Source organism: Micromonospora arida (assembly GCF_003857035.1).
GTDB classification, from domain to species: Bacteria; Actinomycetota; Actinomycetes; order Mycobacteriales; family Micromonosporaceae; genus Micromonospora; species Micromonospora arida.
Map to the genome: position 1 here is coordinate 1 of NZ_QGSY01000102.1, position 12,749 is coordinate 12,749.

Below are 12,749 nucleotides of genomic sequence, written 5' to 3' on the forward strand. Positions count from 1 at the left end.
ATCTCCAGCATGTAGTTCCCCCGAACCAGAACCACCCGAAGGGCCCGCCGGGTTTGCCGGCGGGCCCTTCGGGTGGTTCTGGTTCGGGGGAACTACATGCTGGAGATGTCGCCCTGCTTGGCGCGGACGGCTTCGGCAGCCTCCAGGAGACTGGCGCGCTCGTCGGCGTCCAGGTCGGTCTCGACGACCCGCTTGACGCCCTCGGCGCCGATCTCGGCCTCGACACCCAGGTAGACACCGGAGATGCCGTACTCGCCGTCAACCCAGGCGCAGACCGGCATGACCTCGCCGGAGTCCTCCGCGACGGCCTTCGCCATCCGGGCCGCGGCGGCGGACGGGGCGTAGTAGGCCGAACCGGTCTTGAGCAGCGCGACCACCTCGGCGCCACCGTTGCGGGTCTTGACGACCAGCTCCTCGATCTGCTCGGCCGGCATGGCGTCGCGCAGCGGCTTGCCGTTGACGGTGCTCTTCGACGGCACCGGGACCATGGTGTCGCCGTGCGAGCCCAGGGTCAGCGTGCGTACCGAGGCCACCGGCACGTTCAGCGCCTCGGCGACGAAGTTGCTGAACCGGGCCGTGTCGAGCATGCCGGCCTGGCCGAGCACCCGGTTCTTCGGGAACTGGGTGGCGAGCTGGGCCAGCGCGGTCATCTCGTCCAGCGGGTTGGAGACCACGATGACGACGGCGTTCGGGGCGTACTTGGCGACGTTCTCGGCGACCTGGCGGACGATCTTCGCGTTGGTCTCCAGCAGGTCCATCCGGCTCATGCCGGGCTTGCGCGGCAGGCCAGCGGTGATCACGACGACGTCGGAGCCCTCGATGCTCTCGTAGCCCTCACCGTTGGGGCCGGTGGTCACGCCGACCACCTTGGTCTCGAAGCCCTCGATGGCCCGGGACTGGTTGAGGTCGAGCGCGAGGCCCGCGGGCTTGCCCTCCACGATGTCGGTGATCACTACGGTGTCGAAGACGTCGTACTCGGCCAGGCGCTGTGCGGTGGTGGAGCCGTAGAAGCCAGCCCCGACGACAGTGACCTTCTTACCCATGGTCGTCCCACTCCCTGATACCAGTCGGTTTTCCGGACCGTATCAGTCATCCTGGCACCGATCAGGCCAGGGGCGGCGGCCATCGCCGGGATGGGGTGAACGTCACCGCCGTCCTGGTTCGACGCTACCGAGGTGCGGGTCAGCCGCGCTCGGCGCGCTCGACGACGTTGGTGAGCAGCATGGCCCGGGTCATCGGGCCCACGCCGCCGGGCATGGGGACCAGCGCGCCGGCCGTCTCGGCCACCTCCGGGTCCACGTCGCCGGTGTAGCGGCCCTTGCCGTCCGCGCCGATCACGCGGGTGATGCCGACGTCCACCACCACCGCGCCGGGGTTGATCATGTCGGCGGTGAGCAGACCCGGTACGCCGGCCGCGACGATGACGATGTCCGCGGCCCGGGTGTGCGAGGCGAGGTCGAGGGTGCCGGTGTGGCAGAGGGTGACCGTGGCGTTCTCGCTGCGCCTGGTGAGCAGCAGGCCGAGCGGTCGGCCAACCGTGTTGCCGCGGCCGACCACCGCGACGGTGGCCCCGCGCAGCGCCACGTCGTGCCGGCGGAGCAGCTCGACGATGCCGCGCGGCGTGCACGGCAGCGGACCGTCGTAGCCGAGCACGAGCCGACCCAGGTTGACCGGGTGCAGGCCGTCGGCGTCCTTCTCCGGGTCGATCAACTCAAGCACCCGCTGGGTGTCGAGGTGGGCCGGCAGCGGCAGCTGAACGATGTAGCCGTGGCACGCCGGGTCGGCGTTCAGCTCGGCCAGTACGTCGTCGACCTGCTGTTGGGTGGCGTCGGCCGGCAGTTCGCGGCGGATCGAGGCGATGCCCACCTCGGCGCAGTCGCGGTGCTTGCCGTTGACGTACGCCTGGCTGCCCGGGTCCGCACCGACCAGGACCGTGCCGAGCCCGGGGGTGATGCCGCGTTCCGCGAGTGCCTTCACCCGGATGCGCAGCTCGTCCTTGATCTCCGCTGCGGTTGCCTTGCCGTCCAGAAGCGTCGCCGTCACGACCAGATCGTCTCACGGCCACCGCCCACGGATCAGACGACCTCGCTCGGGCCGTCCGCCGCCCTGTGCGGTGGGGCGACCACCGGACGGGGCGGGCCACGGCGGGGTGACCACTACTGAAGTCACCGTGCGTGAGGTGTTGCTAGTCACTTTCGGTGACAATTTGTGGGTTCGATCACGGTCGAACCAGACAGGCCGGGCCAGCTCCACGGAGACCGGACGCCCGCCCCAGGCGGCACTCAGACGGCCGGGCGGGGGCGAACACGTCGTCAACCATCACGGTTTTTGCAGGCCAACGTCGATAAAACCGGTTTGGGGTAGCAGATTCGCTCGCCCTCGACAAGAGGGGCACCCCCGGACCGTTACCCACCCGCAACCGCGTCGTTGTCGAAGGCCCGTTGCCGACCTACCGTTACCGCTTGTTGCGCAGCGTAACCCAGCGTCGGGCCTGACTGCGCAGCGTGAGGAGATGAGGAGGCTCAATGCGAGTTCGTAGACTCGCCGCCTGGACCGCCCTCCCGCTCGCGGTGACGCTGGGCCTCGCGGCCTGCGGCAGCGGCGGAGACGGTGGATCCGGTGGCAGCGACAGTTCGGTGGTCAGCATCCAGATCGCCGAGCCGAAGCACCTGGTTCCCACCAACACCACCGAGACGTCCGGTTCGCAGGTGATCGCCGGCCTGTTCAGCCCGCTCGTCGACTACGACGCCCAGAACAAGCCGTACGAGGTCGCCGCCCAGTCGATCACCTCGTCCGACAACAAGGTCTGGACGATCAAGATCAAGGACGGCTTCACCTTCCACAACGGTGAGAAGGTCACGTCCCAGAACTACATCAACGCCTGGAACTACGGCGCGTACGCCCCGAACGGTCAGGACACCAACCCCTTCTTCGAGAAGATCTCTGGTTACGCCGACCTGCAGGGCAAGACGCCGAAGGCCAAGGAGATGTCCGGCCTGAAGAAGGTCGACGACCTCACCTTCACCGCGACGCTCTCCGAGCCGTACATCGACTTCAAGACGACGCTGGGCTACAACGCGTTCTTCCCGATGCCGGACGCCGCGTTCTCGGCTCCGGGCGTGCTCAAGGACTCCTACGAGCAGGCGCCGATCGGACAGGGCCCCTTCAAGATGAAGGGCACCTGGCAGCACGACAGCAAGATCGACGTCGAGCGCTACGACGCGTTCCCGGGCGAGAAGCCCAAGGTCAAGAACATCGAGTTCCGGATCTACCAGCAGCTCACCGCGGCCTACGCGGACGTCCTGGCGGACAACCTGGACGTGCTGCCCACGATCCCGACCGAGAGCCTGAGCACCGCGCCGAGCGACCTGGGTGACCGGTACAAGACCAGCCCGATGTCGTCGTTCCAGTTCCTCGCGTTCCCGACGTTCGACAAGGACTACAGCAAGCCGGACGTGCGCAAGGCCATCTCGATGGCGATCGACCGTGACGAGATCACCAAGTCGGTCTTCAAGGGTTCGCAGACGTCGGCGCGCTCCTTCGTCTCGCCGGTCCTGCCGGGCTACCGGGAGGACACCGCGGGCGAGGCCGCCCAGTTCAACCCGACCGAGGCCAAGAAGCTCTACCAGGCCGCCGGCGGCCCGTCGAAGATCGTCATCTCGTACAACGGCGACGGCGGGCACAAGGACTGGGTCGACGCCACGGTCAACCAGCTCAAGACCAACCTGGGCGTGGACGCGGTCGGCTCGGTCGAGCCGAAGTTCGCCGACCTGCTGACCAAGGTCGAGAAGAAGACGCCGGTGGGTGCGTTCCGGATGGGTTGGGTCATGGACTACCCGACCATGGAGGACTACCTCGGCCCGCTGTACAGCACGAACGGCTCGTCGAACTACTACGGCTACAGCAACCCGGAGTTCGACAAGCTGGTCAAGGAGGGTTCGGCCGCCAAGACGCAGGACGAGGCGATCGCCAAGTACCAGCAGGCGGAGGACATCCTGGCCAAGGACATGCCGGTGATCCCGCTCCGCTTCGGCGAGAACGTGTTCGGCCACTCGTCCAAGGTCAAGAACGTGGAGATGGACCTGTTCCAGCGGGTCAACCTCGTCAAGATCGAAGCAGCCAGCTGAGCTGATCATGGTGCGGGCCACCCGGGCGACGATGCCCGGGTGGCCCCGACCGCGCCACCGGGGCCGGGCCGCAGCAGCGGACCCGGCGTCGGTGGCGCCGGCTCCACCGGGCCGGACGGCATGTCTCGGATATTTCGGGTACGACCAGAGATGCCGTCCTGCGACCCTTTCGCACATTTCCGGAGAGACTGCTAAGCATGTTCCGCTACATCCTGCGGCGCCTACTGCAGATGGTCCTGGCGTTCTTCGGGACCACCCTGATCGTCTACGCGCTGACATTCGCCGGGCAGGGCGACCCGATCCAGGCGCTCGCCGGCGAACGGCCGGTGACGCCAGCGCAGCGGGCCTACCTCACCGAGAAGTACAACCTGGATCAGACGGGCGTCGGCGGCTTCTTCTACCGCTACTTCGACTACGTGAAGGACCTGCTCCAGGGCAACCTGGGCGAGTCGCTCACCGGTCGGAGCATCGGGGACATCCTCCAGCAGGCCTGGCCGGTCACCGTGCGGCTCGCGCTCATCGCGCTCGCCGTGGCGATCATCTTCGGTGTCACCGCCGGGGTTCTCGCCGGCATCCGCCGGGCCAGCATCTTCGACAACTCGACGCTGGTGCTGACCCTGCTGGTGCTGGGCATCCCGACGATCGTGCTGGCGCCGCTGGCGCAGTACTTCCTGGGTGTCAAGTGGCAGCTCTTCCCACCCACCGCCGGCTCCGACCCGACGTTCTACGCGCTCCTGCTGCCGGGCATCGTGCTCGGCTCGCTGTCGCTGGCCACCGCCCTACGACTCACCCGGGCCTCGGTGGCGGAGAACCTGCGCGCGGACTACGTCCGGACCGCCCGGTCCAAGGGCCTGGTCAAGCGGCGCATCGTCATCGTCCACGTGCTGCGCAACTCGCTGATCCCGGTGGTCACCTTCCTCGGTGTGGAACTGGGCAACCTGATGAGCGGCGCGATCATCACCGAGGGCGTCTTCAACATCCCCGGCGTGGGCTTCAACCTCTTCCGCGGCATCCGCACCGAGGACGGCCCCCTGGTGGTCGGCATCGTCAGCGTGCTCGTCGTGGTCTACCTGGTCTCGAACCTGGTGGTGGACGTCCTGTACGCCGTACTCGACCCGAGGATCCGCTATGAGTGACTTCGAGACTGTGGCGGCCACCGAGAACCAGGCCGCGCGACGTGGCCCCTCGGGAGAGCCGGGCGCGCCCAACCAGGTCGGCGGCGCGAACAAGCCCCGCAGCCTGGCCGGGGACGCCTGGCGCGACCTGCGCCGCAACCCGATCTTCTGGATCTCGCTGGCGCTGGTCGTCATCTTCACCCTGATGGCGCTGCTACCCGGGGTCTTCACCACCAACAGCCCGAACGACTGCCTGCTCTCCCGGCAACACGCCGGGCCGTCCGGCGGGGCCATCTTCGGGTACGACTTCCAGGGCTGCGACACGTACTCCCGGGCGGTCTACGGCACCCGGGCATCGCTGCTGGTCGGCGCGCTCGCCGCGCTCGGCACCGGAATCATCGCGCTGGTGGTCGGCATGTTGGCCGGTTACTTCGGCCGCTGGGTCGACGCGGTGCTGTCCCGGGTGATCGACGTGGTGCTCGGCATTCCGCTGCTGCTGGCCGCGATCGTGCTGCTCAAGCGGGTGTCCAGTGACAACCAGTGGGCTCGTATCGGCGCGGTCGTCTTCGTGTTGGCTCTCCTCGGCTGGACCACCGCCGCCCGCGTGGTCCGGTCCTCGGTGATCACCGCGAAGGAGCAGGACTACGTGGCGGCGGCCCGGATGCTCGGTGCCGGCAACAGCCGGATCATGTGGCGGCACATCCTGCCGAACTCGCTGGCCCCGGCGATCGTCGTACTGACCATCGCGCTCGGCTCGTTCATCGCGGCCGAGGCGACGCTCTCCTTCCTCGGCATCGGCCTGAAGGCGCCCACCATCTCGTGGGGGCAGGACATCGACACCGGCCGGATCCACATGCGGGAGGCGGCCACCCCGTTGATCGTCCCGTCGGCCTTCCTGGCGCTGACCGTGCTGGCGTTCATCATGCTCGGCGACGCGATCCGTGACGCCTTCGACCCGAAGCTGCGGTGAGACATGCGAACGCGAGGAGTGAGCGCAGCGAGCACCGCAGTCGCGAGCGAAAGGCAGGCACAGCCATGACCGTTCAACCCACGCCCGCCTCCGCCACACCCGAGGGCGGTCACCTGCTGGAGCTGCGGGACCTGCACGTCGAGTTCCGCACCAACGAGGGCGTCGCCCGGGTGATCAACGGTGTGTCGTACCACCTGGACGCCGGCGAGACCCTTGCCGTGCTCGGCGAATCCGGCTCGGGTAAGTCGGTCACCGCCCAGGCGATCATGGGCATCCTGGACACCCCGCCCGCGTTCGTCCGCTCCGGTCAGATCCTCTACAAGGGCGAGGACCTGCTCACCCGCTCCGAGGAGCAGCGCCGGCAGGTACGCGGCAAGGAGATCGCGATGATCTTCCAGGACGCGCTCTCCGCCCTCAACCCGGTCTTCCCGGTCGGCTGGCAGATCGGTGAGACGCTGCGCCAGCGCGCCGGCATGTCCCGAGCCGACGCTCGACGTCGTGCCGTCGAGCTGATGGATCTGGTCAAGATCCCGGGTGCCGCCAAGCGGATCGGCGACTACCCGCACCAGTTCTCCGGCGGCATGCGGCAGCGCGTCATGATCGCCATGGCGTTGGCGCTGGACCCGAAGGTGCTGATCGCCGACGAGCCCACCACGGCCCTGGACGTGACGGTGCAGGCCCAGATCATGGACCTGCTGGCCGACCTGCGCCGGGAACTCAACATGGCGATGATCCTGATCACCCACGACCTGGGTGTGGTCGCCGGTGTCGCGGACCGGATCGCGGTCATGTACGCCGGCCGGATCGTCGAGCACGCCGATGTCCGCTCGCTCTACAAGGCGCCCGCCCACCCGTACACCAAGGGGTTGTTGGAGTCGATCCCGCGCCTGGACGTTCGCGGCCAGGAACTGTCGACGATCAAGGGGTTGCCGCCGAACCTGATGCGCATCCCGTCCGGCTGCCCGTTCCACCCCCGGTGCCCGTACGTCCAGCAGGTCTGCGTGGACGAGGTGCCGCACGACCTGGTCCTCGGCGACGGCCGGACCAGCGCTTGCCACTTCGCGCAGGAGGTCCGTGATGACAGCATCGCCCGCTAACCCCACCAAGGTCCGTGGCGAGACCATCCTCTCCGTCGACAACCTGGTGAAGCACTTCCCGATCACTCAGGGCGTGCTGTTCCAGCGGCAGATCGGGGCGGTGAAGGCCGTCGACGGAGTGAGCTTCGAGCTGCGTCGGGGCGAGACGCTCGGCGTGGTCGGCGAGTCCGGCTGCGGCAAGTCCACCCTCGCCCGGCTGCTGATGCGGTTGGAGACGCCCACCTCCGGACGCGCCACCCTGGAGGGCAAGGACCTGTTCAAGGCTTCCGGGGGCGAGCTGCGCCGGCTGCGCCGCAACATGCAGATGGTGATGCAGGACCCGTACACCTCGCTGAACCCGCGGATGACCGTCGGCGACATCATCGGCGAGCCGTTCGAGATCCACCCTGATGCCGCGCCGAAGGGCAGCAAGGCCAAGCGGGTCCAGGAGCTGTTGGACCTGGTCGGGCTCAACCCGGAGCACATCAACCGGTACCCGCACCAGTTCTCCGGCGGTCAGCGTCAGCGCATCGGCATCGCCCGCGCCCTCGCGCTGAAGCCCGAGGTGATCGTCTGCGACGAGCCGGTGTCGGCGCTCGACGTCTCCATCCAGGCCCAGGTGATCAACCTGCTCAAGCAGTTGCAGGGCGAGCTGGGGCTCTCGTACATCTTCATCGCGCACGACCTGTCCGTGGTGCGGCACATCGCCGACCGCGTCGCGGTGATGTACCTCGGTCGGATCGTCGAGATCGGCACCGAGGACGAGATCTACGAGCGGGCCACCCACCCGTACACCCAGGCTCTGCTCTCCGCGGTGCCGGTGCCGGACCCGGAGGCCCGCGACCAGCGCAACATGATCCGGCTGGTCGGCGACGTGCCCAGCCCGGCCGACCCGCCGAGCGGGTGCCATTTCCGGACCCGCTGCTGGAAGGCCCAGGACATCTGCGCCGTCGAAGACCCGGCGACAGTTCCCAGGGCGGCGGACCCCCACCCGTCCGCCTGCCACTTCGCCGAACTCCGCCCAACCACCGCAGCCTGACCCCTCAAACCACGGTGATCATGGGGTTGACGGGCCGTTTCGTCCGGCCTGTCGCCCGTCAACACCATGATCAACCCACGGTTAGTGGAAGAAGTGGCGGGTACCGGTCAGGTACATCGTCACGTTGGCCTTCTTTGCCGCTTCGATGACTTCTTCGTCGCGGATGGAGCCGCCGGGCTGCACGATGGCGCGGACGCCGGCGTCGATGAGGATCTGCGGGCCGTCGGCGAACGGGAAGAACGCGTCCGAGGCGGCGACCGAGCCGCGGGCCCGGTCGGCGCCGGCGCGGCTGACCGCGAGCTGCGCCGAGTCGACCCGGTTGACCTGACCCATGCCCACGCCGACGGTGGCGCCGTCCTTGGCGAGCAGGATCGCGTTGCTCTTCACCGCGCGGACCGCCCGCCAGGCGAACGCGAGGTCCCGCAGGAGCTCCTCGTCGGCGGCCTCGCCGGTCGCCAACTCCCAACTCGCCGGGTCGTCGCCGGGGGCGTTCACCCGGTCGGCGACCTGGGCCAGCACGCCACCGGTCACGGGCCGCAACTCCACCAGCGCCGGCGTCCAGGCCGGTGCCCGCAGCAGCCGGATGTTCTTCTTGCCCTGCAACACCTCGACCGCGCCCTCGTCGAAGCCGGGAGCGACCACCACCTCGGTGAAGATCTCGGCGACCTGCCGGGCCAGCTCGACCGAGACCGACCGGTTGACCGCGATGACACCGCCGTACGCCGACACCGGGTCGCAGGCGTGCGCCCTGCGGTGCGCCTCGGCGACGTCCGCGCCGACCGCGATGCCGCACGGGTTGGCGTGCTTGATGATCGCCACCGCCGGCTGGTCGGCGAAGTCGTTCGCGGCCCGCCAGGCGGCGTCGGCGTCGACGTAGTTGTTGTAGGACATCTCCTTGCCGTGCAGCTGCTCGGCCTGGGCCAGCCCGGCCGGGGCGTCCGGGTCGGTGTAGAGCGCGGCGGGCTGGTGCGGGTTCTCGCCGTAGCGCAGCGCTGTCGACTTGCGCAGCGCCAGCCCCGCGAACTGCGGCCACCAGTCGTCGGCGGGTGCCAGCTCCCGGGCACACCACTGGGCCACGGCGACGTCGTACTCGGCGATGTCGGCGAACGCCCGGGCGGCCAGCGCACGACGCTGGGCCAGTGTGAAGCCCCCCTCGCTGAGCGCGCCGAGCAGCGCCGGGTAACCGGCCGGGTCGGTGAGCACGGCGACCGAGGCGTGGTTCTTGGCGGCGGCCCGCACCATGGCAGGGCCGCCGATGTCGATCTGCTCCACGCACTCCTCGACGTCGGCGCCGGAAGCGACGGTCGCCTGGAAGGGGTAGAGGTTGGAGACCAGCAGGTCGAACGCCGCCACGCCCAGCTCGTCGAGCTGCGCCACGTGCGTGTCCTTCCGCAGGTCCGCGAGGAGACCCGCGTGCACCTTCGGGTGCAGGGTCTTCACCCGGCCGTCGAGCACCTCGGGGAACCCGGTCACCGTCTCCACCGGCGTCACCGGCACCCCGGCGGCGGCGATGGTGCCCGCCGTGCTGCCGGTGGACACGATCTCCACACCGGCCGCGTGCAGGGCCTGAGCCAGCTCGACCAGCCCGGTCTTGTCGTAGACGCTGACCAGCGCCCGCCTGATCGGGCGGCGCCCGTCCTGAGTGGGACTCACGGAACCGTGACCTTCCTTCCGGTGATGGTCCAGCCTTCGCGGACCAGCCGACCGACCTGCTCGACGAGCTGGCGTCGCTCGGCTTCCTTGATGCGCTCGGTGAGCGTGTCGACGTCGTCGTCGTCCAGCACCGGCACCGCGACCTGCGCGACGATCGGCCCGGTGTCCATGCCGGCGTCGACGAAGAAGAGGGTGGCTCCGGTGAGCTTCACGCCGTAGGCGAGGGCGTCACGCGGGCCGTGGATGCCGGGAAACGCCGGCAGCAGCGTGTTGTGGGTGTTCAGGTAGCGGTCGCCGAAGGCGGCGAGGAAGTGCGGGCCGACCAGCTTGAGGAAACCGGCGGAGATGACCAGGTCGGGTTGGTGCTTCGCGACGTGCGCGGTGAGCGCGCGGTCCCAGTCCTCCCGGGTGTCGTGGTCGCGGACCCGCTCGACGAAGGTCGGCACCCCCGCGGCGTCGGCCCGGTCCAGGCCCGCGATGCCGTCGCGGTCCGCGCCGACCGCGACGACCTGTGCGCCGTACGCGGGGTCGGTAGCGGCATCCAGCAGCGACTGAAGGTTGCTCCCGGAGCCGGAGATGAGGACGACGATGCGGGCGACAGGCGCGGGCTCGGTCACCGGGTCACCCTATCGGGCAGGTCAGGGACGCCCTTCGACTGGGCGGTGCGCCGATCTTCGACAGTGCCGACGTGCGTCGACCCGATACGCTGCCGCTCGCTCGGGCCGAACGCCACGCCGGCCACACACCGCCCCTGATCCGGCACACGAAGCGGTCGAAAAGGGCCTTTTGCCTGCTTCGGGAGATATGTCGTCCTGTCGCTGTACTGGGCTTTGGGAGGACTGACCGCGATCATGGATGGAAACAAAGAGCATCAACTGACGGAACCAGTCCAAGGAGCTTCTCGAATGCAGCCCGGTAACCCCGGTCAGGACCCGTACGGCCAGCAGCCCAACCAGGACCCGACCGCTCCCCAGCCGCCGGCCGCCCCGTACGGCCAGCAGCCCACCTCCGGCCAGCCGTACGGTCAGCAGCCGCAGGACCCGTACGCCGCGCCGCAGGCCCCGTACGGTCAGCAGCCCACCTCGGGGCAGCCGTACGGCCAGCAGCCGCCGTACCAGGACCCGTACGCGCAGCAGCAGCCCCAGTACGGCGCCAGCCCGACCTACCCGAACGCCGGGTACCCGCAGGCACAGGGGCAGAACAACACCCTCGGCCTGGTGGCGCTGATCCTCGGTATCGCGTCGATCCCTCTGGCCTGCTGCGCCATCCTGGGCATCCCGGTCGGCATCGGAGCCCTGGTGACCGGCTACCTGGGCAAGCAGAAGGCTGCCCAGGGGCAGGCCAGCAACGCCGGTCAGGCCAAGGCCGGCCTGATCTGTGGTGCGGTCGGCGTCGCGCTCGGCATCATCTCGATCATCCTGAGCGTTGTGCTGAACGTGAACCTGCCCGCCCAGCCCTGACGGGCTCGGTTTCGACGGGGCGCTCCGGGTTGGTCCGGGGCGCCCCGCGCTCGTCCACCGCGCGGGACCGCGGGTCAGCGCCCAGGTGGCGGCGGCTCTACTGTGCGGGCCGGCGGGTCAGCGCCCGGGTGGCTGCGGCGCCGAGCAGCGCGCCGACCGCTATGACACCGGCCGCCACCGCCCCGACCTGCCAACCCACCGGCCCGACCTGGGACAGCCGACCGGCGCCGAGCGGCCCGCCGGAGACCGCCGCGGCCGCACCGAGCACAACCCCGGCCACCGGCCCGGCCAGCACCGCCGGGGCCAGCAACTCGGCCCAGCGCTGTGCAGCCCGCTCCGGCACGGCGAGTCGAGCCACCCGCCGGGCGAGCAGCCAACCGGCGACCATCCCGGCCAGCACCGGCACCGCGAGCAACAGGGCGCCGAAGCCGTCCACCGGGCCGCGCGGCAGGCCAGCGAGCAGCGGCACGGCCGGCAGCGCGCCGACCGACACCTCGCTGGTACGGACCGCGGTGTCAGTCCCCACCGCGAACCCCGGCCCGAGCAGGTAACTGGTCGACCAGACCGCCGCGTTGGGCGCGTACGCGACGCTGACCAGGGTGATGCCGGCCTGCCCGGCGACCCCGGTCCGGTACGCCCCGATCATGTCGGCAGCGTCGCCGCCGCCGGTGGCCACCGCCAGGCCGGCCGCGCCCGCGCCCGCGCCGAGCAGCAGCAGCCCGGCCACCAGCCCGGTGCGAACGCCGTCGCGCACCGGGCCCGGAAGTCGGGTGACGAGCAGCCGGGTCACGGCGGTGATCCGGACCGCGCCGACCAGCGCGGCGAGTGTGCCGACCGCCGCGAACGTGGCGCCCGCCCGGATCAGCGACACATTCGGCCCACCCGTGCCGACCAGCACCGCCGCGAGTGCACCGAGCAGCGCGTACGCGACACCGACCGCGACCGCGGCGAGCAGTGCCCGGCGCGGTGAGCGGGTGTCGCGGGCACCGATCGCGCGGCTGACGTGCACGCCGGCGCGGGTCAGCCGCCAGAGCGCGAGCACGGTCAGCGCCAGCGGGGCGAGCCCGAGCGGCCCGGTCTCGGTGTGCAGCGGCACGCCGTGCCCGAGCAGCCAGCCGGACAGCGCGGTGCGCAGGGTGCCGGTCACTGTGGTGCCATCCGCGCCGAGCTGCACCAGGCCGAGCACGATGGCGACCGGCAGGTACGAGGTGAGGGCCGCCCAGCAGGCGGCCACCCCGGCGGCGACGGGCAACGGCGCCCGCCCGCGCGACGTGCCAGAGTAGAGCGGATGTCCCCCGTCACCCCTGAC

Annotated in this window: 11 protein-coding genes; 6 read left to right on the forward strand and 5 right to left on the reverse strand. The window is 69.9% G+C overall.

Annotated elements, in window-relative coordinates; all coding sequences use genetic code 11:
* Positions 1-92: 92 nt before the first annotated feature.
* Positions 93-1,043: a malate dehydrogenase gene (locus DLJ58_RS04730; protein WP_112583765.1), complete on the reverse strand. Its 951-nt coding sequence runs from the start codon at positions 1,041-1,043 to the stop codon at positions 93-95.
* A gap of 139 nt (positions 1,044-1,182) precedes the next feature.
* Positions 1,183-2,043, reverse strand: a complete 861-nt coding sequence (locus tag DLJ58_RS04735) for a bifunctional methylenetetrahydrofolate dehydrogenase/methenyltetrahydrofolate cyclohydrolase (RefSeq protein ID WP_124854029.1) — start codon at positions 2,041-2,043, stop codon at positions 1,183-1,185.
* A 482-nt stretch (positions 2,044-2,525) separates the two neighbouring features.
* Here DLJ58_RS04735 and DLJ58_RS04740 point away from each other — a divergent pair, with 482 nt between their 5' ends.
* The 5 genes from DLJ58_RS04740 to DLJ58_RS04760 all read left to right on the forward strand — a co-directional run bounded on the left by DLJ58_RS04740 (position 2,526) and on the right by DLJ58_RS04760 (position 8,327).
* Positions 2,526-4,127, forward strand: a complete 1,602-nt coding sequence (locus tag DLJ58_RS04740) for a peptide ABC transporter substrate-binding protein (protein ID WP_124854030.1) — start codon at positions 2,526-2,528, stop codon at positions 4,125-4,127.
* Between the two features lie 197 nt (positions 4,128-4,324).
* Positions 4,325-5,263, forward strand: coding sequence for an ABC transporter permease (locus DLJ58_RS04745; RefSeq protein ID WP_112583767.1), 939 nt, complete (start codon positions 4,325-4,327; stop codon positions 5,261-5,263).
* A complete protein-coding gene (locus tag DLJ58_RS04750) occupies positions 5,256-6,212 on the forward strand; it encodes an ABC transporter permease (RefSeq protein ID WP_124854031.1) in 957 nt (318 codons plus the stop codon). Before DLJ58_RS04745 ends, DLJ58_RS04750 begins: the two co-directional genes overlap by 8 nt.
* Before the next feature lie 65 nt (positions 6,213-6,277).
* On the forward strand, positions 6,278-7,309 hold the full coding sequence (locus DLJ58_RS04755) for an ABC transporter ATP-binding protein (protein WP_124854032.1): 1,032 nt from the start codon (positions 6,278-6,280) through the stop codon (positions 7,307-7,309).
* Positions 7,290-8,327: an ABC transporter ATP-binding protein gene (locus tag DLJ58_RS04760; protein WP_124854033.1), complete on the forward strand. Its 1,038-nt coding sequence runs from the start codon at positions 7,290-7,292 to the stop codon at positions 8,325-8,327. The genes DLJ58_RS04755 and DLJ58_RS04760 overlap by 20 nt, the downstream gene beginning before the upstream one ends.
* 81 nt (positions 8,328-8,408) lie before the next feature.
* Here DLJ58_RS04760 and purH read toward each other — a convergent pair whose 3' ends face one another.
* Together purH and purN are read right to left on the reverse strand one after the other, a co-directional pair.
* A complete protein-coding gene (purH, locus tag DLJ58_RS04765) occupies positions 8,409-9,980 on the reverse strand; it encodes a bifunctional phosphoribosylaminoimidazolecarboxamide formyltransferase/IMP cyclohydrolase (protein WP_124854034.1) in 1,572 nt (523 codons plus the stop codon).
* Positions 9,977-10,597, reverse strand: coding sequence for a phosphoribosylglycinamide formyltransferase (gene purN, locus DLJ58_RS04770; RefSeq protein WP_124854035.1), 621 nt, complete (start codon positions 10,595-10,597; stop codon positions 9,977-9,979). Before purN ends, purH begins: the two co-directional genes overlap by 4 nt.
* Before the next feature lie 288 nt (positions 10,598-10,885).
* On the opposite strand from purN, the gene DLJ58_RS04775 reads away from it, so the two are divergent.
* Positions 10,886-11,440: a DUF4190 domain-containing protein gene (locus DLJ58_RS04775; protein WP_124854036.1), complete on the forward strand. Its 555-nt coding sequence runs from the start codon at positions 10,886-10,888 to the stop codon at positions 11,438-11,440.
* A gap of 97 nt (positions 11,441-11,537) precedes the next feature.
* Here the strand turns inward: DLJ58_RS04775 and DLJ58_RS04780 are convergent.
* On the reverse strand, positions 11,538-12,749 hold a 1,212-nt coding region (locus DLJ58_RS04780), incomplete at its 5' end, for a cell division protein PerM (protein WP_124854037.1).

What these genes read in the sequence shown, in the direction of transcription:
- DLJ58_RS04730 (WP_112583765.1), bottom strand. Translation starts at nt 1,043, where the DNA reads ATGGGTAAGAAGGTCACTGTCGTCGGGGCTGGCTTCTACGGCTCCACC.
- DLJ58_RS04740 (WP_124854030.1), top strand. Translation starts at nt 2,526, where the DNA reads ATGCGAGTTCGTAGACTCGCCGCCTGGACCGCCCTCCCGCTCGCGGTG.
- DLJ58_RS04745 (WP_112583767.1), top strand. Translation starts at nt 4,325, where the DNA reads ATGTTCCGCTACATCCTGCGGCGCCTACTGCAGATGGTCCTGGCGTTC.
- DLJ58_RS04750 (WP_124854031.1), top strand. Translation starts at nt 5,256, where the DNA reads ATGAGTGACTTCGAGACTGTGGCGGCCACCGAGAACCAGGCCGCGCGA.
- DLJ58_RS04755 (WP_124854032.1), top strand. Translation starts at nt 6,278, where the DNA reads ATGACCGTTCAACCCACGCCCGCCTCCGCCACACCCGAGGGCGGTCAC.
- DLJ58_RS04760 (WP_124854033.1), top strand. Translation starts at nt 7,290, where the DNA reads ATGACAGCATCGCCCGCTAACCCCACCAAGGTCCGTGGCGAGACCATC.
- DLJ58_RS04775 (WP_124854036.1), top strand. Translation starts at nt 10,886, where the DNA reads ATGCAGCCCGGTAACCCCGGTCAGGACCCGTACGGCCAGCAGCCCAAC.